Here is a 21,751-nt window from a genome sequence, read left to right as displayed (position 1 = left end):
CTCTACTTTTTTGTAACGTTTGTTATAATAAAGAAATCATTTACAGTATTTCTCACAAGAGGTGACGCAGTGAAAAACAGAAGTATCGTCTTTAAACTATTTTTATTAACATCAACATTATTTACAATCATATTCCTCCTTTTTTTCTTAGGACAATCTCTATTTTTAGAGAAATTTTATATTAATAAAAAAGTAAAAACAGTTCAAACTGCTTTTGAAAAATTCGTAGCTAATTATGAAAAAAGCGAAAAAGACCCTGAGGAAGTTAGAAAACTAAAACAAGAATTTCATGATAAAACAAATGCTGATATGCAATTTTTAAATTCTGAGGGCATTATTAAAAGTGACAACAATTACTACATTGATGTAATTAATCCTAAAAATAATGAAACATATTTCATTCCACTCAATAATCTTTTAACGCCTGAAGAATATAAGAAATTCGAAAACTTAGGATTGAAAAAAGATGGCATGATAAACGTCGTCGGTTTGGTACGAGGGAAAACAATAACACCACTAGAATTGACAACAAATTATAATCGATGGCAAAACGAACGTTTCAATTCAGATTTTCAATCCATTAATGGCAACTCTTCTAAAAATAGACTTACAAACCGCTCCAAAACTGTGACTCAAATTGAGTTTACTGGTATTGTATCTAAATTACAGCTTCCATCAAAAGCCGAGGTTCGTCTTGCAAATGATTTTGAAACATTACAAGCCGTTCAATATTTTGCAGACATTATTAGAAATGGCACTGCTAACTCGCACCAATTAAACACTTATATAATAGATGGTGGAGAGAATATAAAAAATAGTATCTTTGTAAAACCTATTGTGGAAAATGGAAAAATTACAGAATACGCTTTTGCCATAGCGTCTTTGCAACCTGTTAATGAAGCAATGCTCGTTTTAAAGGATTATTATGTCTATGCCTTAATCATCGTTTTTCTCGTAATTATTTTATTATCCTTCTACTATTCAAAAATCATTGTGAAACCATTAATTAAAATGAATCGCGTTACAAAGAAAATGGCCAATTTTGATTTTAGTGAGAAATTACCTGTAACAGCAGACGATGAAATTGGTGGGCTTTCCGGCAGTATTAATACGTTATCTGTAAACTTAAAAGACCGAATCGATCGATTAAATGTCGCCAATACAAAATTGCAACAAGATATTGAACGTGAACGTCAATTGGAAAAAACGCGAAAAGAATTCATTTCTGGTGTATCACATGAATTAAAAACACCACTCAGTGTAATTAGAAGTTTCGCAGAAGGAATTAAAGATGGCGTTAGTAAAGATACGACATATTACACAGATGTTATTTTAGAAGAAACCGAAAACATGAACAGACTTATTGTTGAAATGTTAGAATTAGCAAAATTAGAATCAGGTACGTACAAACTAGATATGACGACATTCTCAATCGGTGAATTAATTCAACAAGTCTATACAAAGTTATTATTTAGCATGGAGGAAAAGCATTTACAAGTGAACATAGATGTAGACTCTTCGATATTTGTTAAAGCGAATCGTAGTCGTATTGAGCAAGTAGTTGTGAACTTACTTAGCAATGCAATTCGCTATACGCCAGATGGAGAAAAAATACAAGTCTCCGTTATAGCAATGGAAGATACAGTAAAAGTCGAAATCGAAAACACAGGAAACCCTATCCCTGAAGAAAGTCTTGAAAAAATTTGGGATCGTTTCTACCGTTTAGATGCATCTCGTAGCCGTCATACTGGAGGTACCGGTCTCGGGTTATCTATTGTAAAAAACATTTTAGACCTCCACCATGCCGAGTACGGTGTATATAACACGACTAATAGTGTTGTATTCTACTTTAATTTACAAAAAGTAAAAGAAGTCAAATAATTTGTCTTAATTTCACTAGGAGTTCACATGAAATTCACACTCTCCCTTTATAGTAAGAAACAAGTTAATCCTTTCCTTTACACACATAAAAGAGGAGAGTGCGTGAAATGAAACAAGCAGGACAACCTATTCAAAATGAAAAACAATTAGAAACTATCAAAAATATACTTTTACAATCTTCGAAACGTGATGGCTTATTATTCGTATTAGCTGTAAATTCTGGCTTAAAAGTAAGTGAAATCTTACAATTAAAAGTTAGTGATGTAATTGATGAAAATGAAAATGTTCGCCATTCCATTTTATTTTACAATGAAAAAGTAAAAAAACATAAATGGTTTGCTGTAAATGAAGACTTACAGCACGCGATCGAAGACTACATGAAAGAACGTAAAACTTGGAAACGTAATGAACCATTATTAAAGTCTCAAAAAGGAACGAAATCTATTACGAGACAACATGCATGGTACATTTTAAACAAAGCTGCAAAAGAAGTTGGATTAGAAGGGATTAGCTCACATACACTTCGAAAAACTTGGGGATATTGTGCATACAAATCAGGTGTTGATATCGCATTTTTACAACACTTCTTTGATCATAGTACTCCATCAAAAACTTTAAAGTATATCGGTATTGCTTAATAACTCTTATACATAAAAAAGGTTACCATTTATAAATGGTAACCTTTTTTATGTTTCACATTCTCTTTTCTTGTCTTGTCTCTCCTATATTGTAGTGGTACTCTAATAGTAAGGGGGAGAAATTATGAACACATTAACAATTGAATTACCGAAAGAAACGGCTGAAAAACTTGATTTATTAAAACAAGCTTATGAAAAGAAAACAGGTGCTTCCATTTCTGAGAGTACTCTTGTTCAAACACTTATCTCAAAAGAGTTTATCCAAGCGATAACTCCTTTTGATTTACAACAATTCGTCACTGGAAAAGAACAGCATTAATTGCTGTTCTTTTTTTTGATACTCTATCAATGATTTACTGGATACCCCGAAAAACTTCTTTGCATCAGCCACACTTTTTTAGAAATCTATCTACTTTTAATGTCTCATAAAAAGTTTTTTATTTATTTTTCGGAAAACTATTGACATTGATAATGATAACCATTATCATTTATTACGAAGCCAACAATTGATGAATCAACCAAACGCTCAGTAACATTGTTACCCCTCTTTTTCATATAGAAAGGCACTGTACATTCCCCCTGTTTGTACAGTGCCTTTCTTGTTTATTATCATTCAAATAAATTTAATTGCTCGGGCTTCGGCTCACCATATGTAATGTCCATCATTTTCATAAGTTGTTTCGCATTATCCGCTGCATCTCCGCCCGAATTATTGTTAAATAGTACATATATGTCCTTTGTCTTCTTTTTTAATTGCTCTAGTCTTTCTACCCATTCTTCTAATTCTTTATTGTTGTAGCGATATAAGCAACGAACCGCTCTCCAATTTTCTCCTTTATCAAGCCAGCCATGAACATTTCGACCATGAAAACGTATTAACACCATCTCTGCATTCGTTACTTCTAATACGAGCGGTACCGAACCTGTTCCGGCCTGTGGCTCATCACAAATGGTATGAATCCATTTCTCTTGTTCCAAAAACTGTAGCGTCTTATCTCTCATTTCCGGATAAAACCATGTTTGGTTCCGAAATTCTATAGCACACGGTAAACCTTCCATTTTTTCTTTCGTATATCGAAGAAAATCCACATTTTTCTTTTTACAATCAAACCATGGTGGATATTGAAATAAAATCATTTTTAATTTATCAGCTTCTATTAAAGGCAGAATAGATTGTTTGTACACATCAAACATCTCGTCGAACGTAGAAAAAGGGATTTCACCTTTCATATGTCCGGTCATCCCTTGATATGCTTTTACGACAAAAGAAAAACCTTTCGGTGTCTCCATTGCCCATTTTGTATAGTTTCGTGCAGGTTGCATCGCATAAAATGAACTATCTACTTCCACAATAGGAAAATGCTCACTATATGTTCGTAATTTATTTCTATTTTCATAGGGATCTATATATAAAGAATCATGATCTCCCCACCCTGTCACTCCAATGAAAAGCAAATATATCCCTCCCTTTTTCACTTCACCTTCTATTCATTCTACTCACTTCCCGAACACTTCAGCTAATCAATTTTATTAAGTAGCCTCTTCTTTAAGAGTATCCGTATAAAAATATGATATACTAGATGGAAGAATTTTTAAATTGAGGGGTTATTTATTTATGCTTCCAAACGATGATATTGTATCTCATGAAAAACGAATAGAAGAATTAGAAAATAAAGTACGTTTTTATGAAGAACTTGTGAATCAATTACCACATCATTTCACATACAAAAATCCACATATTGGTTTACAAATAAAGAAAACGAGAACGACTCATTCCATTCAAAACATACAAAAAGAGAATAGAGAGGCTGATTTTCAACTTACTTGCGATTCATTATTTTTATTTAAACAACTTGAAACATACTTTGTTCATATTTTTGATGCTTTTTCACATCATGTAACCTTTGTTGATAATAAAGGAAATATAACATTATGTAATCAAATTGCAGCAGATGATTTTGGTGTAGTACGAAATGATATAATCGGAAAGCCAATTCAACAATTACTACAATTACCAGAAGAAAAAATTAAAGCTCTTGAAACATTAAGAACGGGAACAGAAATATATAATGAAGAAGTTTTAGACAAAAACTATGGCATTTTAAATAACCGAATTATTCGTGATTATAACGGAGAGATTTTTAGAGTTATTAGTGTCTTTCATTATTTAAACACAGAACGTGATGCAGAAAAATTTTCGTTAGCAGGACGAATCGCAGCCGGTATTGCACATGAAGTACGTAATCCTCTTACAACCGTACGAGGTTATTTACAATTTTTACAAGAAACTGTTTCTCCATCTAATAAAGAACTATTTAAAAACTTACTTATTCCTGAATTAGATCGTGCAAATAGTATTATTACAAAATTTTTATCTATTTCAAAAACACGCGAATTTACAAGAGAACCGTTTCCTATTAATACATTTTTACGTGAGTATATTCAACAGTTACTAGCTAGTGAAGTATTTTTACATAACATTTCAATTGATTATAATTTTTCTACCGAATTAGATGATGTATTGGTCCATATTGATCGTCACGAACTTGTGCAAGTTTTTTTAAACCTATTTCAGAACGCTTTCGATGCCCAAGGTGAAAAAAAACTTTCTATCCAAATTACTAGTTATCGCCTAGATAATTTTGTTCGTATTACTTTCACTGATAATGGGATTGGTATTCCTCCAGCCATTCAAGAATACATCTTTGATCCATTCTTCTCAACAAAAGATTCAGGTACAGGGCTTGGCTTGTCCGTAACGAAGAAAATCATTCAAAATCATAACGGTACATTAAAAATGACTAGTACTGAAGATGGTACAACTTTCACTATTTCAATTCCAATCTTACCTAAAACAGCCCTTGAAAAATTAAATCAATGCAAATAAAGGACCAAGCCACAAACTGCATGCCAATTGTTAAACACTCCCAACAATTGGCATGCAGTTTTTTATGTTGCACGTTTCTTCTTTACATTATATAAACCCTTCTCTATATCTTACTTATTTTTGCTAGATGGGCCAATTTCTTATTTTTTTAGAAATGGTAGTTTGTCCATCACGAATTTAGTATGAACTTCATTTTAATATATAGTAATGACTATTGATTCTATGAAAGAAAGGAATGAAAAGATGAACAATAAAAATAAAGGAAAAGTATTTTATGGGAATGATTGTTGCGAAGTCAGAGCTTGTAGTCATATTAACATTTCTAAGTCCGAACTTACAGAATTCGTTAGACTTCTTCAAGCTCTTGGCCAAGCTATTCAAGCTGTCTTTCAAAACCCTTCTCAAAATAATATCGATAACTTAATCGCTGCCCTAAATAACTTACAAAAATTCCTCAATTGCTTAGATTTATCTCCAGCACAAAAACAAATTGGAAATTCTATTATTGCTAATCTATTAACTATTTTAAGAACAACACCTTTCTCATGCGGAGCATTGTACGTTGAACTACAAAGCCTGCTTAATTATTTATTGTATATCGCTAAGTTATTCAAAGTAGATTGTTGTACGATCGACAAATTAGTTAAACTCATAACAGAGATTCAAACTATCCTAGTTCAATACGGATCAGGTTGCCTTGGAGGAGGAGCAACAGGAGCTACTGGACCTCAAGGTGCTCAGGGACCAGCGGGTGCTCAAGGCGCTACTGGACCTCAGGGAGCTCAAGGTATTCAAGGTCCAGCCGGCGCTCAAGGTGCTACCGGTGCTCAAGGTCCAGCCGGCGCTCAAGGCGCTACTGGTGCTCAAGGTGCTACCGGTGCTCAAGGTCCAGCCGGTGCTCAAGGTGCTACTGGTGCTCAAGGCCCAGCCGGTGCTCAAGGTGCTACTGGTGCTCAAGGTCCAGCCGGCGCTCAAGGTGCTACTGGTGCTCAAGGTGCTACCGGTGCTCAAGGTCCAGCCGGTGCTCAAGGTGCTACTGGTGCTCAAGGCCCAGCCGGTGCTCAAGGTCCAGCCGGCGCTCAAGGTGCTACTGGTGCTCAAGGTCCAGCCGGTGCTCAAGGTCCAGCCGGTGCTCAAGGCGCTACTGGTGCTCAAGGTCCAGCCGGTGCTCAAGGTCCAGCCGGTGCTCAAGGTGCTACTGGCGCAACAGGACCAGCGGGTACTCCAATTCCTGTAACTATCGCTGCAATTGGAAACTCCAATGCTCAAACTATATCACCTGGAATGAATATCCAATTCAATCAAGTTTTTGAAATAAATAATATTAATTTTAATGACACTACAGATACTCTAACAGTTTTAGAAACAGGCGTATATGATATTAGTTTCTCAGCGTCTACAACTTTCCCAGGATCTTCACCATTTGGATTCGGTATTTCATTCAATGGTCAACCACCTACTCGTAATTTCTCAACTAACGTTATCGGTAGTGCTGTTTCTTTCTCTACAATCGTTACTTTACAAGCTGGTACAACGATTTCTATACAGCCTACAGCAAACACTATTTCTATTCCTAACACAGGTGATACAACTGCAACACTATCCGTATTCCGAATTTACTAATTTTCAATCAATAAATAGATTTATACTAATATGTATCGTTTAACCGTGCATTAAATCTCTCTTTATATAGAAAGGAGCACTTATTTGGGAGGATAAGTGCTCCTTCTTTACGTTTCTTTACCTCAAATTTACTCTGTCTTAATCCTCATTTTGTATGATAAATAGTGAAGTCAAAGATATGAAAGAGGGATGAAGATGAGAGTTATGTCACTAATACGCATTTGGTTTGCTCTTATGGTATGCATTATTTTATGTGTAGGATTTTTTTTAACTCTAAAATATTCCACTATATCAAAAGCAGAGAGAAAAACTGTTCCATACAAACTTTTGTATAAAAAACAAAGCAACATCCCTTATTCCAATACCACAAAGAATGAAAAAAAGGTTATAAAAGGAATGCTTATTACGAAAGCTTCTAGTTCCGAAGCGTTACTTCAAATTGCTGAAACGATTAAAGATCAGTATACAAATAAAAAAATCGATGAAATCACACTTTCTATCCACAATGAAAATAATGGTAATTACGAAGAAGAATTACTTTACGAGCCTATTAGTAAAGGAAAAATAATCATCACATACGATTCTCAATCCTTTGGCAGTACAAATGTTACACTTAACGAGTAATACTATTTATCCCAATTGATATGGGCTAACAACTCGTAGAGATAGATACAGCTCCTCCCACCGATTAAAAGTTCACTTAATTTCTCATACGAAAAAGAGGCGAATTTCGTTATTCGCCTCTTTCTTTTACCAAAATGAAGGAATCCATTCTTTCACTTTATCAATCCACTCTTGTTGCTCTTTTTTTCTTTGTTGTTCCTCTTCTTTTCTTCTCTTCTCTTCTTCTTTTCTTCGTTTTTCCTCTTCTATTGTATTCAATTGTTTTTTATAATCAGCCTCAGATATGAGCGATAACTGGAATGCTTTTTGAGCTGGATTGGCATTCGCTTTTTTCATAATATCCCGGAACATTGTCGTCGTAATTTGACTTCCCCCCGGAACATAATGATCACTATCTGTTTTATCATATCCTACCCAAATCGCACCTACTAAATCTGGTGTGTATCCAACAAACCATGAATCCTTTGCACCGGTGCTTGGTCCATTTACAATTTGAGTCGTTCCTGTCTTACCAGCCGTATCAACATTATTAACTTTCGCCTTTTCGCCCGTTCCCTTTTCGACAACACCTTTTAATAAATATGTCATCTTTTGAGCAATTTTCTCGCTCGTCACTCGTGTCTCTTTCTTATACCACTTTCCAATTATTTCACCTTCAGCATTTTGTATCTCTCTAATCGCATGAGCTTCCACTTGGACACCGTCATTTGCAAATGCACTATACGCTTGAGCCATTACAAATGGAGATGTCCCCACATGCATACCGCCTAAAGCGATCGGATACGTACGATCTTCTGGCACTAATGGAATACCAAATCGCTCTAAAGATTTCAATCCCTTATCCAATCCAATTTGTTCTAATAGCCAAACAGCCGAAACATTGTACGACTTTGCCACAGCTTCATACATTGTCACATCACCGTGAAAAGTGTGATCGCTATTTTGTGGTTTATATTCTTTAATATTAAATGGTTCATCTTTCAATATATCGTATACTTCATACCCTTGCTCTAACGCTGGTACATATACAGCCAAGGGCTTTAAGGTTGAGCCAGGTTGTCTTTTTAATTGAGTTGCATGGTTAAACTGTAAAAACTGATACGGCCCTCTTCCTCCAACTAAAGCTGGTACGCCACCTGTTTTTGGATTCATAAGAACTACACCCGTTTGCATAAGCTGGTCTGAGCCATTATCTTTGAAATAACTCTCATTATTCACAACGTCTTCCACAGCCTGTTGTTTTTTCGGATCAAGCTCTGTATAAATACGATAACCACCCGCTAAAATTTCATTTTGTGTTAATTCGTACTTGTCCATTGCTTCTCTAACAATATAATCTACATATTGAGAGTATTTCCCCTTGTATTTATCATCCACACCACGTTTTAACACAAGACCGCTCTCTTTTTCTTTATTATACTGTTCGTCAGAGATATATCCTTGCTCTTTCATTAAACTTAATACAACATTACGTCGTTCGATTGATTTATTAAAGTTTTTATAAGGCGAATATGCAGACGGTGCTTTAATCAAGCCAGCAATCGTTGCAGCTTCTGAAACTGTTAAATCTTTTACATCTTTATCAAAATAAGATTTAGCTGCCCTTTTTATGCCCCAAGCACCTTCACCAAAATAAATTTGGTTCATATACATTTCAATAATTTCATCTTTCGTATACGTACGCTCTATTTTTTTTGTTAAAAAATATTCCTTTATTTTTCGAGAGTATGTGCGGTCTTGTGTCAGAAATACATTTTTCGCAAGTTGTTGTGTAATTGTACTTCCCCCCGCCACGACTTCTCCTGCTGTAATATTTTTAAAAACTGCACTTATAATTCCACTATAGTAAATACCGTGATGGTTAAAAAATTCCTTATCTTCTACTGCAACAATTGCCTGAACCATAATGTCAGGAATATTTTTCCTTTTAACACCTTCTGTTTTAGAAGAAGCTAATTTCGTCGCAACTTCATTATTTGCATCATAAATTAAGGTCGGTTGCGGAACAGCTTGTTTTAATTCAGATATGTCTTGAATAGAAATTATTATATTTATAGCAATAAATAGAGTAGCAAGTAAACTTCCTAATACAATTAATGAATTACGAAGTTTCTTCCTCTTGTTGAACCACTCCCGCATTTTTTTTAAGTGAGTGTTCTTCAATTTCATTCGTTCACTTCCTTCGTTTGTTTACACTCTTCTTTTCAAAAGGAAGAATATACCTCCTTTTAAATTTATTATAATAACGTAGTCTTTCCTGTAGTGTAAAGCTTTTCTTTCACATTCATACTTTTTGCAAGAAAAGGACATTCTACAAGTAAGATATTCACTATTGATTATTAATATTATTAATACAACAATGAGAGTTATGTTAAGTTTTTGTAAACTTTTCGATAAAATGTTTTAAAAAACGACAGTTTTTTGTTAGAATTGACTAGCCAATATATTTTACATATATTACTTTTGTGGGGGTAACTAATAATGGTATTTAAATCAAAAAAAGATAAATTTTCTGAAATGTTAATGAATGTTTCCGAAAATTTAAAAGAAGGCGCGCAGTTTTTCGTGGAGTATAAAATTAAAAATGCTAGCGATTTAAAAGAGTTTTCTATGCGCATGAAAGAGTATGAGTCAAAAGGTGACTCATTTATTCACGAAATCATTATGGAGCTAAACAAAGCGTTTATTACTCCAATTGAACGTGAGGACATCCTACAACTTGCAATGAGTATGGATGATGTATTAGACGGATTAGATCATAGTGCTGGTCTATTCGAAATGTATTCTATTACAGAAGCTGATGAATACATGATTAAATTCGTTGAAGCAATTAATCAATGTGCGATTGAGATTGCAAATTCTGTTGAACTACTGTCTAAAAAGAAGTTAGTCGACATTCGTACGAACGCGATTAAGATTAAGGATTACGAATCACAATGTGATGATATTCGCCGTCATGCGATTAAGCACTTATTCTCTCGTGAGAAAGATCCGATTAAGATTATTCAATACAAAGAGATTTACGAAGAGCTTGAAGAAGTAGCGGATAGCTGCCAAAGCGTTGCAAACGTATTAGAAACAATTATTATGAAGAACGCGTAAGGAGTTTGATCATGGATACACTCTTGATACTGACCGTTTTAGTAGTCATTTGCGCTTTAGCTTTTGACTTTATCAATGGATTTCACGATACAGCAAACGCTATTGCAACGGCTGTTTCAACGAAAGCTCTAAAGCCTAGACATGCAATTATTATGGCAGCTATTATGAACTTTTTAGGTGCGATGACATTTACAGGTGTAGCAAAAACGATTACAAAAGATATCGTTGATCCATTTGCCTTGCAAAATGGTTCTCTTGTAATTTTAGCTGCTTTACTTGCGGCAATAGCTTGGAATTTAATTACTTGGTACTACGGTATTCCAAGTAGTTCTTCGCATGCAATTATCGGCTCAATCGCAGGTGCAGCTATCGCTGCTGCCGGTATTAGCTCATTAAATCTTAAAGGGTTCATAAAAATTCTTGAAGCTTTAATCATTTCACCGATTATCGCTTTTGTTATTGGTTATATCGTATACAGTATTTTTAAAGTAGTCTTTAAAAACTTTAATTTAACGAAAACGAACAAAAACTTCCGTATATTCCAGATCTTCACTGCAGCATTACAAGCTTATACACATGGTACGAATGATGCACAAAAAGCAATGGGAATCATTACGATGGCTCTTATGGCCAATAACTATCATACTTCTGACGACATCCCGTTCTGGGTACAATTATGTTGTGCAATCGCAATGGGTCTTGGTACTTCTGTCGGCGGATGGAAAATTATTAAAACTGTCGGTGGACAAATTATGAAAATTCGTCCTGTAAATGGTGTAGCTGCTGATTTATCATCATCACTTGTTATTTTCGGCGCAACATTCATTCACTTACCGGTTAGTACAACGCACGTTATCTCTTCTTCTATTTTAGGGGTTGGTGCTTCACATCGTGTGAAAGGTGTAAAATGGGGAACTGCAAAACGTATGTTAATTACATGGGTTATTACACTTCCTATTTCAGCTTCGTTAGCTGCATTATTTTACGCTTTATTACACTTAATCTTTTAATTAAAAGTCGTCTTCCTTATTTTTCTAGGAAGACGACTTTTTTGTGAACAAACCTTTTTCTTATTAAAAAGCGTGTATAATAATTGGTGGATAAGTTATATAGAGGAGTTGGAAATTTTGGAATACATCATGTTACTTTTCATCGGGTTAATCGCCGGGACAGTCGGGAGTCTAGTCGGGCTTGGTGGCGGAATTATTATTGTTCCGTTATTAATTGGATTACACAGTCTATCACCACAACTTGCAGTAGGAACTTCAATGGTAACAGTCGTTTTTACAGGACTATCTTCCACCCTTACTTATATGAAGCATAAACGAGTAGATTACAAAAGTGGACTTATTTTATTTATCGGGAGTGGCCCTGGTGGTATCATCGGCTCGTGGGCAAACAAATTTTTAAACCAAGATACATTTTCTTTATATTTTGGGATTTTCCTTATTTTTGTCTCCATTCTTCTTATGTTACGAGACAAATTAAACCCCCTTTCTTTATCCAATATGACGGTAATTAAGCGTTCTTTTACAGATAACGAAGGAAACACTGTACACTATCAATTCCCACCGCTTCTCGCTATCTTTATCGCCTTTATAGTTGGTTTTATATCTGGATTATTTGGAATTGGCGGCGGTGCCTTACTTGTTCCAGCAATGATGCTACTTTTTGCATTCCCAGCACATATTGCTGTAGCAACTTCGATGTTTATCGTATTTTTATCAGCAATTGTAAGTTCTGCAACTCACATCTCCCTTGGAAATGTCAGCTGGGTTTACGCATTAATTCTTATTCCTGGTGCATGGATTGGCGGAAAAATCGGGGCTTATATTAATACAAAATTAAGTGGTAATGCCGTAATTAATTTATTACGTATCACATTAATTATTCTCGGAACTAGATTAATCATCACTTCTTTTTTATAACGCGTTCTTTTTAGGATGCGTTTTTCTTATACACATGAATATAAAAATCCTCCTAAGAGAACAAATAAAATTAAACAAACACATAATAACATATAATTGGAAATATGTACTTTCTTCAAGTTGACCACTCCTATAACTGCGACTGTTTATCTTTATGATAGCGAAAAAATAATTCACTTGCAGTTACAAAGTGCTAACAATGCAAAATCATTTATTACAAATTTTATCCTTATATTTCATTTCTTTGTATATTCTATCGTTTTAATAAAAAAAGATGTCATATTGACATCTTTTTTAGTGAAGAAGTGACCATCCCATAAAATCCTCATGTACTTGGCACGCCCTCTTATCGTTTCGATCATATAATTCAGCATAACTATCTGTTTCTTCATCATAAGCCATCGTATAAATAATTTGGCCGTCTACTTCAACGGATAACACGACTCCACCTTTCATCTCTTCTACATGAATGATAGCATTCGCCGGAATTCTCATATCCGTCATTTTTATCGCATCTAACAATATACTAAACCCCCTACAGCGTATTCATTGCTAGTACTATTACACACTAAATAGTATACTACTGTAATAGCATATATTTCGTCAATGAAATTGCTATTTAAAAGCATATTGTCTTTATACATATACGCTAAAATAGAAGAAATAGAAATGTTTAAATGGGGGGCTAACATTGATTCTACACAAAGGAGATGTACTATTCCGTCAAGGCGAGGACGGTCCTTTATATTTTATAAAAACAGGTTTATTAAAAGTAGTACGGATAGAAGAAGATGGAACACCATTTCTATTCAACATTATCGTTCCAGGTGAAACGATACCTCACCATTCTTTAATTTCACCGAAGGAATATCACGGTACAGCAATCGCTTTAATGAAAACAGAAGTTGAACCTATAATTAGTAATGAATGGTACGATCAGCTTCAGGCAAATCCTGCATCATATGCAAATATTGCTATGCAACTACAATCAAAATTAAGAATGATGCAACAGCGTATCGATCAATTGACAACCGTCTCTCCGAAAGAACGTCTACATCGTTTACAAGAATGGTTCACACTATATTTAGGTGACATTCCTATATATGAAATATTAACACAAACTGAAATCGGTCAACTCATAGGTATACGCCGTGAAACGGTAAATCGGCTGTTACGAGAACAAATAAAAAACGAGGTAAAATAATACCTCGTTTTTTTACTTATTTCAAACTTCATCTATTGTAAGCTTGCTGCTGGACCGAAAAATTCATAATGAATATGCTCTTGTTCCACACCTAAATTAGTTAGTGCAGCATTTATATGCTTCATAAATGGTACGGGACCACAAAAATAAAATTCTGCTTCAGTTGTCGGAATAATAGTTTGTAACCATTCAGCTTCAATGAAACCTTCTTTATCAAAGTTCTTCATTTCCAAGTCTTTTTCAGTTGGTGCAGAATAGCAAGTGTACGCTTTAACTTGTTCGTATTCATTATCTACTGCCTCAACGTGTTCTTTCATTGCATGTGTATTACTATTTATCGCTGCATGAACAAAACATACATTACGTTTTGAGTTTTGTTCAATTAACGTATTTAGCATACTCATCATTGGTGTAATACCTACTCCACCACTAATTAGCACAACTGGTAATGTTGAATCCATATTTAATACGAAATCTCCTGCTGGTGCACTTACTGGTAACATATCCCCTTCTTCTACATGATCGTGTAAGTAGTTAGATACTTTACCGTCCGGTGTATCTACACCTTTTTCTTTCTTTACACTAATACGATAATATTCTTTTCCAGGAGCATCTGATAAACTATATTGACGATTATGTGTATACGTTTCACCTTCTATGTTTATTTGAATCGTTACATATTGTCCTGGGATGAATGAAGAAACTTGCCCTCCATCTTCAGGTTTTAAATAAAATGATGTAATAACGTCGCTTTCCTTCACTTTTTTAACAACCACAAAGTTACGGAAATCTTTCCATCCACCTTCTTTATGTGCCGCTTCTTCATACATCTCTGCTTCAATGCTAATGAATGCATCAGCAATGACACCATAAGCTTCTCCCCATGCATTTAAAACTTCATCAGGTGCACCTGCGACCTCTTTAATTGCACGTAGTAAACATGTACCTACAATCGGGTAATGCTCTGCTTTAATACCTAAACTTCTATGCTTATGACCAATTTGTTTTACAACTGGAATAATAGCTTCTAAATTATCAATATACGTTGCAGCTGCATAAACAGCATTCGCTAGCGCTTGTTGTTGTCTTCCCTTTTTCTGATTTGTATGGTTGAAAATATTCAATAACTCCGGATGTTCCGAAAATAAAATTTGATAAAATCTCGTTGTAATTTCAACGCCTTTTTCTTGTAATAATGGTACTGTTGACTTTACGATTTCAATTGTTTTTGCACTTAACATTGTATCCCACTCCTCTATTTCCTTAACTGTTTTTAGTTTAACTGAATTGTATAGTACATATTGTGATTTTAATCACTATTAACACGGTGTTTTTGTGAATAATATATGAACATTGCACTTACAAAAGAAAATAAGCCAACTAGAATTCTAGCTAGCTTATTATTTGGACTGTATAGCTTGTTCAATTACCCTTATATCTTTCCCCTCTCCAAACTCTGTATACCCCCAGATGTTCGTTTCACCTCTATATTTATTTACAATAATATCTAAGTCATGGTATACACGATGTGCATAAACTACATACTCAATATTTTGAAGTTCCACACCTTTTTTTACAATTTCATAGCTTCTATTTACATCACGTTTTATTTTTTCATTCTTTATTTCTGTATGTATATTTTTTAAAGACGATTCTTGTTGTTGAAACCATTGTTTAAATTGGTTCCAGTCCCCTTCTGTATAATTCTCTGCTTTACCGTAATTTAAGAAATTATTATAACTTTCATGCGTCATACGAATAAAATCTAGCACTTTTGTCTCTTCTTGCACATCTTCTATTTGAGCTATTGTACTTACCTCAGCAGGCTTATTCGCATAATGTAATAGCAATTTCATAAGACTATAGCTCGCAATGATCATTACGATAATACTCCCGAATACAATTAACAATTTCTTCATATACAGAACTCCTTCTCTACTAAAGATATTACAATGTATAACTATACTTGTAACATTCTCTCGTAGAAATATAATTCCTGTATAAATTCTTCCTATCATTTCGACAATATTTTTCTATACATTTCTCGTTGGTAAATGTTCTTGTAAAACAATGTACCCTTCATAAGCTGTGTAACCGAGTATAGCCATTAATCCGATATAACAAGCAAAGACTGTCCATTTTGTTTTCATATCAACTTTATAATAGTTTTCCTGTTGTCTCTTTTCTGTCTCCCATTCCTGTAATTTTCTTTCTGACATTTCAAATGCTTCTCTTATATGAATTGTATGCGTTTCTTTTTCATCTTCATATGGAACGTAATCAAGCGGCTCAAACTTTGGTAAAAGATGCTCTAACACTTCAATCTTTTGAAGTTCTCCTACTTTTAATTCTTTCTCTCTTTCTTTTTGCCTTAATATATTTATTTCATGTTGCATCATATATATATTTCGATGCACCGCACCTGTTTCTTTTAACTCTTCTTCAAGCCTTGCAACATATTCTTTCATTCCATCAATTCTATATCCTAATTCCTTAATTGGCTCATCTCTCTTTATTACTCTATATAATTCCATACAGCCGATAATAAAAATAAATCCTCCCAAAATACTTTTAAAGTAAATGGAATAACCGAGCAATACAATAAGACCCGCTCCCCAAATCTTTGTACTTACAACTGAGATAATTCGTCCACCATCTAATGGAGAAACCGGAATCAAGTTAAAGAAGTTAATCATACTTCCAAGTAAAATAATTAATGCCCAAAATGGCTCTTTCGTTATTATATAAAGTGGAATCGCAGGTAAATATGACAACAATCCGAAAAGAGGTCCCATATAGGCGATATAAGCTTCATCTTTTGCATTTTTTGGCATCTCTTTCATCCCAATAAGAGCACCCATAAACGGAATAAATATTGCTGGCGATGTTGGTATCCCCTTTCTTTTCGCAGCCCATAAATGGCCCATTTCATGAATAAACAATAAATAAATGAGCGCTACCCCAAATTTCCAACCATATATAACTGCGTATGCACCAAGTGATATAAACATACTAAATACCGTTGAAAACTTTGCTAATTTAAAAATTGCAAATACCCACTTTAACTTAGAGAGTAAAAATAGCCCTATTGCAACTATAATTCCCCATAATCCTTTTTTATTATTTTTCATATTTCTCTCCTTTATCTCTCATTAATGAATCATATTCATTCATCAAAACTATTCTTTTCTCTATTATGACATATTTTTTTCTATCGTTAGAAATAATGTTTATTTAATCCATTTTTAGCCAAAAATATAAATATAAGGAGGTGTTTGCAAATGAATTTACAATCTCTCATAATAGGCGCTCTATCGTTTTTAGCTTCAACTCTTATTTTTTATACTGTTAGTTACGTATTATTATTAGATTTGTTGCCCAATCACGTATTTATTGCCCTTGTCATCCTTTCCGCTCTTATGATTTCTTTTCTTATTACACGAAAATCAATGAATGAGCCATCTGCAAAAGCAAAATAATAGAGAGGGGTGTTTTCCCCTCTCTATTATCATTTCCTAGGAAAGGTCATATAGACTTTACATTCATCCCGATCCGTAAGGGCTAATTAAAGTTTCATTTTATCTTTGTAAATCCATTTTTTCACCATACTCTTTAACAATTTGAATGATATTTTGAAAAACACCTATTTTTTCTTTTTTACTATTTAATATTATCAAATCATAATTTTCATAATATGTTTCTAATGACTTTAATTGTGATTCTGAAGCATCTTTTACCTGCACAGTAGCATGCAATTCATATTGTTTATACCCTTCCTTTACCTTTTCACCTGAAATTTTTTCACTCTCTTTTGCTCCAATTAATTTTTGAACTTTTTCTGGGAAAACGACTTGTAAATAATATTCTTGTTCCTTCTCTAACTTGTTGTATAGTGATTGTGAAATCGTATAACGCACCGTATAATTCACTTTTTGATCGCCTGCTTTAATATGAAACGCAGTAATCTGCAAATCTTTTTTTGTTATTTCCGTTAAAGGACCTACCTGCATCTCATCTTCTTTTTGTTCTGAAACATTTGGAAATATAGCCAAAAGCTTTTCCGTATCTTTTTTATTCAGCATATACATAGCTTTCTTATATTGTACCCATCCTCGTCTGTCTTCTCCTCTTAGCCATGCATAATATGTTTCTTTTTTTCCATCCCTATTAATTTGTATTTCATATTCCGGTTCACCAAAACTACCTGTTACTTCTTGTTTTTCCGCTTTATCTATAATGTCTATTACTAACTTAGCTTCTGATTCCTGTAACTTTTTCTCTTTATGTTTTTTTTGTATAACGGTTGCCCCTATTGTTTCTTTCACTTCATTCACCGTCTCTTCCACTTTTTTTGTTTCTTTTTTTTGCTCTACTTGACCACAAGATGCTAGTAACATAGCAAATAACAACAATACATATTTCCTTTTCAACTTAATCCTCCTCTTACAATAAGAAATTCTTATACTCTTCATATAAAAAACAAAAACGTGACACACTATAAAATACGCTATACTAAGTATTGAAAGGAGGTCTTTTTCATGTCCATTAATTTTCACGATGCAAATAATAAATACACATACGCACAGCGAAACGCCCATATTTCTTGGGGAGAAATGATAAAAAGTATTACAAATATACAAAACAAACAAATAATTGATATTGGCTGTGGTGGCGGGATTTATACGAAAGAACTTGCTCTTATGGGGGCAAAAAATGTCATTGGACTTGATTTTTCAAAAGAAATATTACAAGCTGCAAAAGAAAATTGTAGCGGCTTTCCAAATATTTCATTCATTCACGGTGATGCACATAGCGTCCCATATTCTAATGATACATTCGACATTGTTATTTCGCGCGCAGTGATTCATCATTTACAAGACATTCCTACATTTCTACGTGAAGCTTCTCGTATATTAAAGAAAAACGGTGTACTTATTGTACAAGACCGAACCATTGAAGATTGTACAATTCCTGGAAGCCCCGAACACATTCGTGGATATTTTTTCTCTATCTTTCCAAAACTCATTGAAATAGAATCAAAAAGGCGGCCAAAAACCACCACGATACAGCAAGAATTACAAAAACATTTTCTTCACGTGTTCCCCTCTCAAACACAATGGGAAGTACGAAAAATACATGATTCTGTAGAAGCATTGCTACAAGATTTATCACCTCGAACAGGTCGATCCATTCTATATGAATTAACAGATCATGAACTTTCTCAACTTCTACAACAAGTCCAGACCGCACTACAAAGCATCTCTCCTATTATCGAAAGAGATCGGTGGACAATTTGGAGCGCCATGAAATTGTAAGGAAGGAAGCCTCACAACATAATGTGAGGCTTCCTTCTTTCATAATCTAATTTTGCAACACTCTTGATAGCCTCCACTTCTGGCCTGTGCACTTCCACACTTCGGACATACTAAATATCTAGACTGATTTGTCAACAAACTACCTTTTTGAAAGAGTAAAACTTCTGCTTGTTTAAACGAACGCGAATAATATAACCACATAAAACCAATTATAGCAATAATGCCAAATAATACTCCCATCGCAAGCATTTCAGTCACCTCTTTTGGTTTGTTCTTTCCAGCAAGTGGATTGTTGTATTATTCTCTGTAAATTCAAACAATACCTTCTTTACTCCTATAAATATCAACTTTCTCTACAAATTTTACAATTCTCTACAAATTTTCACTCCCGTTTTACAATCCACCATTCCCTTTACATCAACGAATATCACATTCAATATTTCCGTATATACATATATCTTTCAAAAAAATATTGACTTTCAAAAAAAAACATGTGACAATACTTTCAGAATACTTGAATAAAAATTCATTGACGAGAACGAGTACGTTATAGGACTGTCCCCCAGAGAGTTGGCGATTTGCTGAAAGCCAACGTTCAGTGCGTAGCCGAAAATCATCTCCGAGAAGTAGAACCGAATGTCACAGTAAGTTCTTACCGGCTGTCCCCCGTTACAAGGAACACGTATCATGTTGTACGTTGTAAAGCCGTATACATATAGACTCATTTCTACATGTATAAATTAGGGTGGTATCGCGGGTAAATATAACTCGTCCCTTTCTTTAGGGACGAGTTTTTTGTGTTCTTACAAATGAATTTAAAAAAGGAGGAAAAACAATGAACACTGTATCAAAAAAACATATTTTTTTCACGGGTCTTATGCTATTTTCTTTATTTTTTGGGGCAGGTAATTTAATTTTCCCTCCCATGCTTGGACAAAATGCAGGTGAAAACTTTTGGCCGGCAATGATTGGATTTTTACTAACAGGAGTCGGTTTACCATTATTAACTGTTATTGCAATTTCTTTATCAGGAAACGGTATGCAACAACTTGCAAGTCATGTTCACCCATTATTCGGAATTTTCTTTACTGTAGTTGTATACATCGCAATCGGTCCTTCTATGGGAATTCCACGCGTTGCAAATGTCGCTTATGAAATGGGTGTTAGTTCTTTCTTACCGGAAACAATTCGCTCTAGTAACCTAGCTCTATTTTTATACACGGTCATCTTCTTCGCTATCGTATTTTGGCTTAGTTTAAATCCATCTAAACTTGTCGATCGCATCGGAAATATTTTAACACCTATTTTATTACTCTCTATTTTCTTACTATTTGTTAAAAGTGTATTTACACCACTCGGGCAATCAGGACCAGCAATGCAAGAGTATCAAACTTCTCCAATCTTCAAAGGCTTTATGGAAGGATACTTAACGATGGATACCATTTCTGCGCTTGCATTTGGAATTATCGTTGTAAATGCCATTCGCTCTAAAGGTGTGAAAGATCGTAAATCCATTGCTATCGCAACAGCGAAAGCAGGACTTATTGCCGCTACTGGTCTCGTACTTGTATATGGTGCACTTGGCTGGCTCGGTGCAACTAGCGTCTCGCTCGGATATGCACAAAATGGCGGACAATTACTTACTGTTATCGTACAGCAATTATTCGGTCCATACGGTTTACTTCTATTATCTCTAATCGTTACACTCGCTTGTCTAACGACTTGTGTTGGACTTGTATCTGCGTGTAGTCAATATTTCTCAACATTATTGACTACATTTTCATACAAAATGTTCGCGATTATCATTTGTGCGTTAGGATTATTAGTTGCCAACTTAGGTTTAACGAAAATTATTGCCATCTCTGTTCCAATTCTACTTGTTGTATATCCAATTGCAATTGTACTCGTTCTCCTATCATTACTTCATAAATATTTCGGTGGATATCGCTCTGTTTATGTAGGTGCTTTAATTGGAGCAGCAATCGTAAGCGTATTTGATGGATTAAAGCAAGGTGGTATTTCAGTTTCATTTATCACACCATACTTTGAATTTATCCCTTTATATAAGGAAGGAATAGGCTGGTTAATACCAGCATTAGCCGGGGCTATTATCGGCCTTACAATCGCTAAGTTAAGCGGTGCGAAAAAAGTTCCCTTAATAACCGATTCCCGCGAAGTAAAAGCATCCTAAAAAACTCCCGAAAGGGAGTTTTTTTACTTTTGATAAGCAGTATGATTAAAACTGCTTATTTTATACGCTTTCGTATAATATTCGATATTTGTATCCACTGTTTCTACTTTGACAACATCGTAGCAATCTTCTTGCTTTACTAAAAATAAATAGTACTCTTCTGTCGCCTCAACAATTGCAATTTTATCTGTTTCAACATTATATTGTTCACAAAGCGCTTGTAATGCGTTCACATAATCCCCTAATTTTTTAGACTTATCCATGCCAAATATCGTTTGAACTAACATACACTCTCTCCCCTTTGTATGTACTGTTAACAACTTAATGATAACGCTTACATTTATTAACGTCAATAAAA

At 34.4% G+C, this 21,751-nt stretch carries 22 protein-coding genes and 1 other annotated feature; of the genes, 13 read left to right on the top strand and 9 right to left on the bottom strand.

The features are described from left to right. Window positions 1-69 precede the first annotated feature (69 nt). From NHG49_RS07455 to NHG49_RS07445, 3 genes are all read left to right on the top strand, one after another. Window positions 70-1,881: a sensor histidine kinase gene (locus tag NHG49_RS07455; RefSeq protein ID WP_064476638.1), complete on the top strand. Its 1,812-nt coding sequence runs from the start codon at window positions 70-72 to the stop codon at window positions 1,879-1,881. 107 nt (window positions 1,882-1,988) lie between these two features. Continuing rightward, entirely contained in the window at window positions 1,989-2,519 is a 531-nt protein-coding gene (locus NHG49_RS07450; protein ID WP_000806236.1) for a tyrosine-type recombinase/integrase, read from the top strand. Between the two features lie 124 nt (window positions 2,520-2,643). Beyond that, window positions 2,644-2,838, top strand: a complete 195-nt coding sequence (locus NHG49_RS07445; protein ID WP_001094861.1) for a DUF3924 domain-containing protein — start codon at window positions 2,644-2,646, stop codon at window positions 2,836-2,838. Between the two features lie 290 nt (window positions 2,839-3,128). Here NHG49_RS07445 and NHG49_RS07440 read toward each other — a convergent pair whose 3' ends face one another. Further along, window positions 3,129-3,974 (bottom strand): DUF72 domain-containing protein, encoded by an 846-nt coding sequence (locus NHG49_RS07440; protein WP_064476639.1) that lies wholly within the window; start codon window positions 3,972-3,974, stop codon window positions 3,129-3,131. A 160-nt stretch (window positions 3,975-4,134) separates the two neighbouring features. Here NHG49_RS07440 and NHG49_RS07435 point away from each other — a divergent pair, with 160 nt between their 5' ends. The 3 genes from NHG49_RS07435 (at window position 4,135) to NHG49_RS07425 (ending at window position 7,653) form a co-directional block, all read left to right on the top strand. After that, window positions 4,135-5,406, top strand: a complete 1,272-nt coding sequence (locus NHG49_RS07435; RefSeq protein ID WP_064476640.1) for an ATP-binding protein — start codon at window positions 4,135-4,137, stop codon at window positions 5,404-5,406. 243 nt (window positions 5,407-5,649) lie between these two features. After that, window positions 5,650-7,029, top strand: a complete 1,380-nt coding sequence (locus tag NHG49_RS07430) for a Gly-Xaa-Xaa repeat protein (RefSeq protein ID WP_258125644.1) — start codon at window positions 5,650-5,652, stop codon at window positions 7,027-7,029. A gap of 195 nt (window positions 7,030-7,224) precedes the next feature. Then, a complete protein-coding gene (locus tag NHG49_RS07425; RefSeq protein WP_064476642.1) occupies window positions 7,225-7,653 on the top strand; it encodes a hypothetical protein in 429 nt (142 codons plus the stop codon). Window positions 7,654-7,779: 126 nt separating this feature from the next. On the opposite strand, the gene NHG49_RS07420 is transcribed toward NHG49_RS07425, so the two are convergent. Continuing rightward, the gene (locus NHG49_RS07420; protein ID WP_064476643.1) at window positions 7,780-9,822 is read right to left on the bottom strand and encodes a transglycosylase domain-containing protein; all 2,043 of its coding nucleotides are present in this window, start codon (window positions 9,820-9,822) and stop codon (window positions 7,780-7,782) included. 312 nt (window positions 9,823-10,134) lie between these two features. Here NHG49_RS07420 and NHG49_RS07415 point away from each other — a divergent pair, with 312 nt between their 5' ends. The 3 genes from NHG49_RS07415 to NHG49_RS07405 all read left to right on the top strand — a co-directional run bounded on the left by NHG49_RS07415 (window position 10,135) and on the right by NHG49_RS07405 (window position 12,683). Continuing rightward, window positions 10,135-10,755, top strand: coding sequence for a DUF47 domain-containing protein (locus NHG49_RS07415; RefSeq protein WP_000231446.1), 621 nt, complete (start codon window positions 10,135-10,137; stop codon window positions 10,753-10,755). An 11-nt stretch (window positions 10,756-10,766) separates the two neighbouring features. Continuing rightward, window positions 10,767-11,765 (top strand): inorganic phosphate transporter, encoded by a 999-nt coding sequence (locus tag NHG49_RS07410; protein WP_000380274.1) that lies wholly within the window; start codon window positions 10,767-10,769, stop codon window positions 11,763-11,765. Between the two features lie 117 nt (window positions 11,766-11,882). Next, the gene (locus tag NHG49_RS07405) at window positions 11,883-12,683 is read left to right on the top strand and encodes a sulfite exporter TauE/SafE family protein (protein WP_000455764.1); all 801 of its coding nucleotides are present in this window, start codon (window positions 11,883-11,885) and stop codon (window positions 12,681-12,683) included. A 294-nt stretch (window positions 12,684-12,977) separates the two neighbouring features. Here NHG49_RS07405 and NHG49_RS07400 read toward each other — a convergent pair whose 3' ends face one another. Beyond that, on the bottom strand, window positions 12,978-13,205 hold the full coding sequence (locus tag NHG49_RS07400; protein ID WP_000882907.1) for a hypothetical protein: 228 nt from the start codon (window positions 13,203-13,205) through the stop codon (window positions 12,978-12,980). Window positions 13,206-13,374: 169 nt separating this feature from the next. Here NHG49_RS07400 and NHG49_RS07395 point away from each other — a divergent pair, with 169 nt between their 5' ends. Next, window positions 13,375-13,887 (top strand): Crp/Fnr family transcriptional regulator, encoded by a 513-nt coding sequence (locus NHG49_RS07395; protein ID WP_000600574.1) that lies wholly within the window; start codon window positions 13,375-13,377, stop codon window positions 13,885-13,887. A gap of 32 nt (window positions 13,888-13,919) precedes the next feature. Here the strand turns inward: NHG49_RS07395 and hmpA are convergent, their stop codons facing one another. The 3 genes from hmpA to NHG49_RS07380 form a co-directional block, all read right to left on the bottom strand. Continuing rightward, on the bottom strand, window positions 13,920-15,128 hold the full coding sequence (gene hmpA, locus NHG49_RS07390; RefSeq protein ID WP_046955239.1) for an NO-inducible flavohemoprotein: 1,209 nt from the start codon (window positions 15,126-15,128) through the stop codon (window positions 13,920-13,922). Window positions 15,129-15,287: 159 nt separating this feature from the next. Next, window positions 15,288-15,806, bottom strand: a complete 519-nt coding sequence (locus NHG49_RS07385) for a hypothetical protein (RefSeq protein WP_064476644.1) — start codon at window positions 15,804-15,806, stop codon at window positions 15,288-15,290. Between the two features lie 114 nt (window positions 15,807-15,920). Continuing rightward, window positions 15,921-17,018 (bottom strand): site-2 protease family protein, encoded by a 1,098-nt coding sequence (locus tag NHG49_RS07380; protein WP_064476645.1) that lies wholly within the window; start codon window positions 17,016-17,018, stop codon window positions 15,921-15,923. 150 nt (window positions 17,019-17,168) lie between these two features. On the opposite strand from NHG49_RS07380, the gene NHG49_RS07375 reads away from it, so the two are divergent. Then, window positions 17,169-17,366 carry a hypothetical protein gene (locus NHG49_RS07375; RefSeq protein ID WP_001053356.1) on the top strand — a complete coding sequence of 66 codons (198 nt, stop codon included), beginning with the start codon at window positions 17,169-17,171 and terminating at the stop codon, window positions 17,364-17,366. Between the two features lie 99 nt (window positions 17,367-17,465). On the opposite strand, the gene NHG49_RS07370 is transcribed toward NHG49_RS07375, so the two are convergent. Continuing rightward, window positions 17,466-18,317 carry a YhfM domain-containing protein gene (locus NHG49_RS07370; RefSeq protein ID WP_064476646.1) on the bottom strand — a complete coding sequence of 284 codons (852 nt, stop codon included), beginning with the start codon at window positions 18,315-18,317 and terminating at the stop codon, window positions 17,466-17,468. Window positions 18,318-18,425: 108 nt separating this feature from the next. Here NHG49_RS07370 and NHG49_RS07365 point away from each other — a divergent pair, with 108 nt between their 5' ends. Beyond that, window positions 18,426-19,202, top strand: coding sequence for a class I SAM-dependent methyltransferase (locus tag NHG49_RS07365; RefSeq protein ID WP_064476647.1), 777 nt, complete (start codon window positions 18,426-18,428; stop codon window positions 19,200-19,202). A 39-nt stretch (window positions 19,203-19,241) separates the two neighbouring features. Here the strand turns inward: NHG49_RS07365 and NHG49_RS07360 are convergent, their stop codons facing one another. Next, complete coding sequence (locus NHG49_RS07360; protein WP_000880630.1) at window positions 19,242-19,451, bottom strand: hypothetical protein; 210 nt, start codon at window positions 19,449-19,451, stop codon at window positions 19,242-19,244. Window positions 19,452-19,722: 271 nt separating this feature from the next. Further along, window positions 19,723-19,981, top strand: a binding site (T-box leader). Between the two features lie 56 nt (window positions 19,982-20,037). Here NHG49_RS07360 and brnQ3 point away from each other — a divergent pair. Beyond that, complete coding sequence (gene brnQ3 / locus NHG49_RS07355) at window positions 20,038-21,393, top strand: branched-chain amino acid transport system II carrier protein BrnQ3 (protein WP_064476648.1); 1,356 nt, start codon at window positions 20,038-20,040, stop codon at window positions 21,391-21,393. Window positions 21,394-21,416: 23 nt separating this feature from the next. Here the strand turns inward: brnQ3 and NHG49_RS07350 are convergent, their stop codons facing one another. Beyond that, window positions 21,417-21,713: a DUF3922 domain-containing protein gene (locus NHG49_RS07350; RefSeq protein ID WP_116329309.1), complete on the bottom strand. Its 297-nt coding sequence runs from the start codon at window positions 21,711-21,713 to the stop codon at window positions 21,417-21,419. Window positions 21,714-21,751: the final 38 nt, after the last annotated feature.

It is taken from the genome of Bacillus sp. IBL03825 (genome assembly GCF_024712505.1).
Taxonomy (GTDB): Bacteria; Bacillota; Bacilli; order Bacillales; family Bacillaceae_G; genus Bacillus_A; species Bacillus_A wiedmannii.
The sequence above is the reverse complement of the archived record's forward strand: the minus strand, read 5'-3'. Positions and strand labels throughout refer to the sequence as shown.

What these genes read in the sequence shown, in the direction of transcription:
- NHG49_RS07450 (WP_000806236.1), top strand. Translation starts at nt 1,989, where the DNA reads ATGAAACAAGCAGGACAACCTATTCAAAATGAAAAACAATTAGAAACT.
- NHG49_RS07445 (WP_001094861.1), top strand. Translation starts at nt 2,644, where the DNA reads ATGAACACATTAACAATTGAATTACCGAAAGAAACGGCTGAAAAACTT.
- NHG49_RS07435 (WP_064476640.1), top strand. Translation starts at nt 4,135, where the DNA reads ATGCTTCCAAACGATGATATTGTATCTCATGAAAAACGAATAGAAGAA.
- NHG49_RS07430 (WP_258125644.1), top strand. Translation starts at nt 5,650, where the DNA reads ATGAACAATAAAAATAAAGGAAAAGTATTTTATGGGAATGATTGTTGC.
- NHG49_RS07425 (WP_064476642.1), top strand. Translation starts at nt 7,225, where the DNA reads ATGAGAGTTATGTCACTAATACGCATTTGGTTTGCTCTTATGGTATGC.
- NHG49_RS07420 (WP_064476643.1), bottom strand. Translation starts at nt 9,822, where the DNA reads ATGAAATTGAAGAACACTCACTTAAAAAAAATGCGGGAGTGGTTCAAC.
- NHG49_RS07415 (WP_000231446.1), top strand. Translation starts at nt 10,135, where the DNA reads ATGGTATTTAAATCAAAAAAAGATAAATTTTCTGAAATGTTAATGAAT.
- NHG49_RS07410 (WP_000380274.1), top strand. Translation starts at nt 10,767, where the DNA reads ATGGATACACTCTTGATACTGACCGTTTTAGTAGTCATTTGCGCTTTA.
- hmpA (WP_046955239.1), bottom strand. Translation starts at nt 15,128, where the DNA reads ATGTTAAGTGCAAAAACAATTGAAATCGTAAAGTCAACAGTACCATTA.
- NHG49_RS07385 (WP_064476644.1), bottom strand. Translation starts at nt 15,806, where the DNA reads ATGAAGAAATTGTTAATTGTATTCGGGAGTATTATCGTAATGATCATT.
- NHG49_RS07380 (WP_064476645.1), bottom strand. Translation starts at nt 17,018, where the DNA reads ATGAAAAATAATAAAAAAGGATTATGGGGAATTATAGTTGCAATAGGG.
- NHG49_RS07375 (WP_001053356.1), top strand. Translation starts at nt 17,169, where the DNA reads ATGAATTTACAATCTCTCATAATAGGCGCTCTATCGTTTTTAGCTTCA.
- NHG49_RS07365 (WP_064476647.1), top strand. Translation starts at nt 18,426, where the DNA reads ATGTCCATTAATTTTCACGATGCAAATAATAAATACACATACGCACAG.
- NHG49_RS07360 (WP_000880630.1), bottom strand. Translation starts at nt 19,451, where the DNA reads ATGCTTGCGATGGGAGTATTATTTGGCATTATTGCTATAATTGGTTTT.
- brnQ3 (WP_064476648.1), top strand. Translation starts at nt 20,038, where the DNA reads ATGAACACTGTATCAAAAAAACATATTTTTTTCACGGGTCTTATGCTA.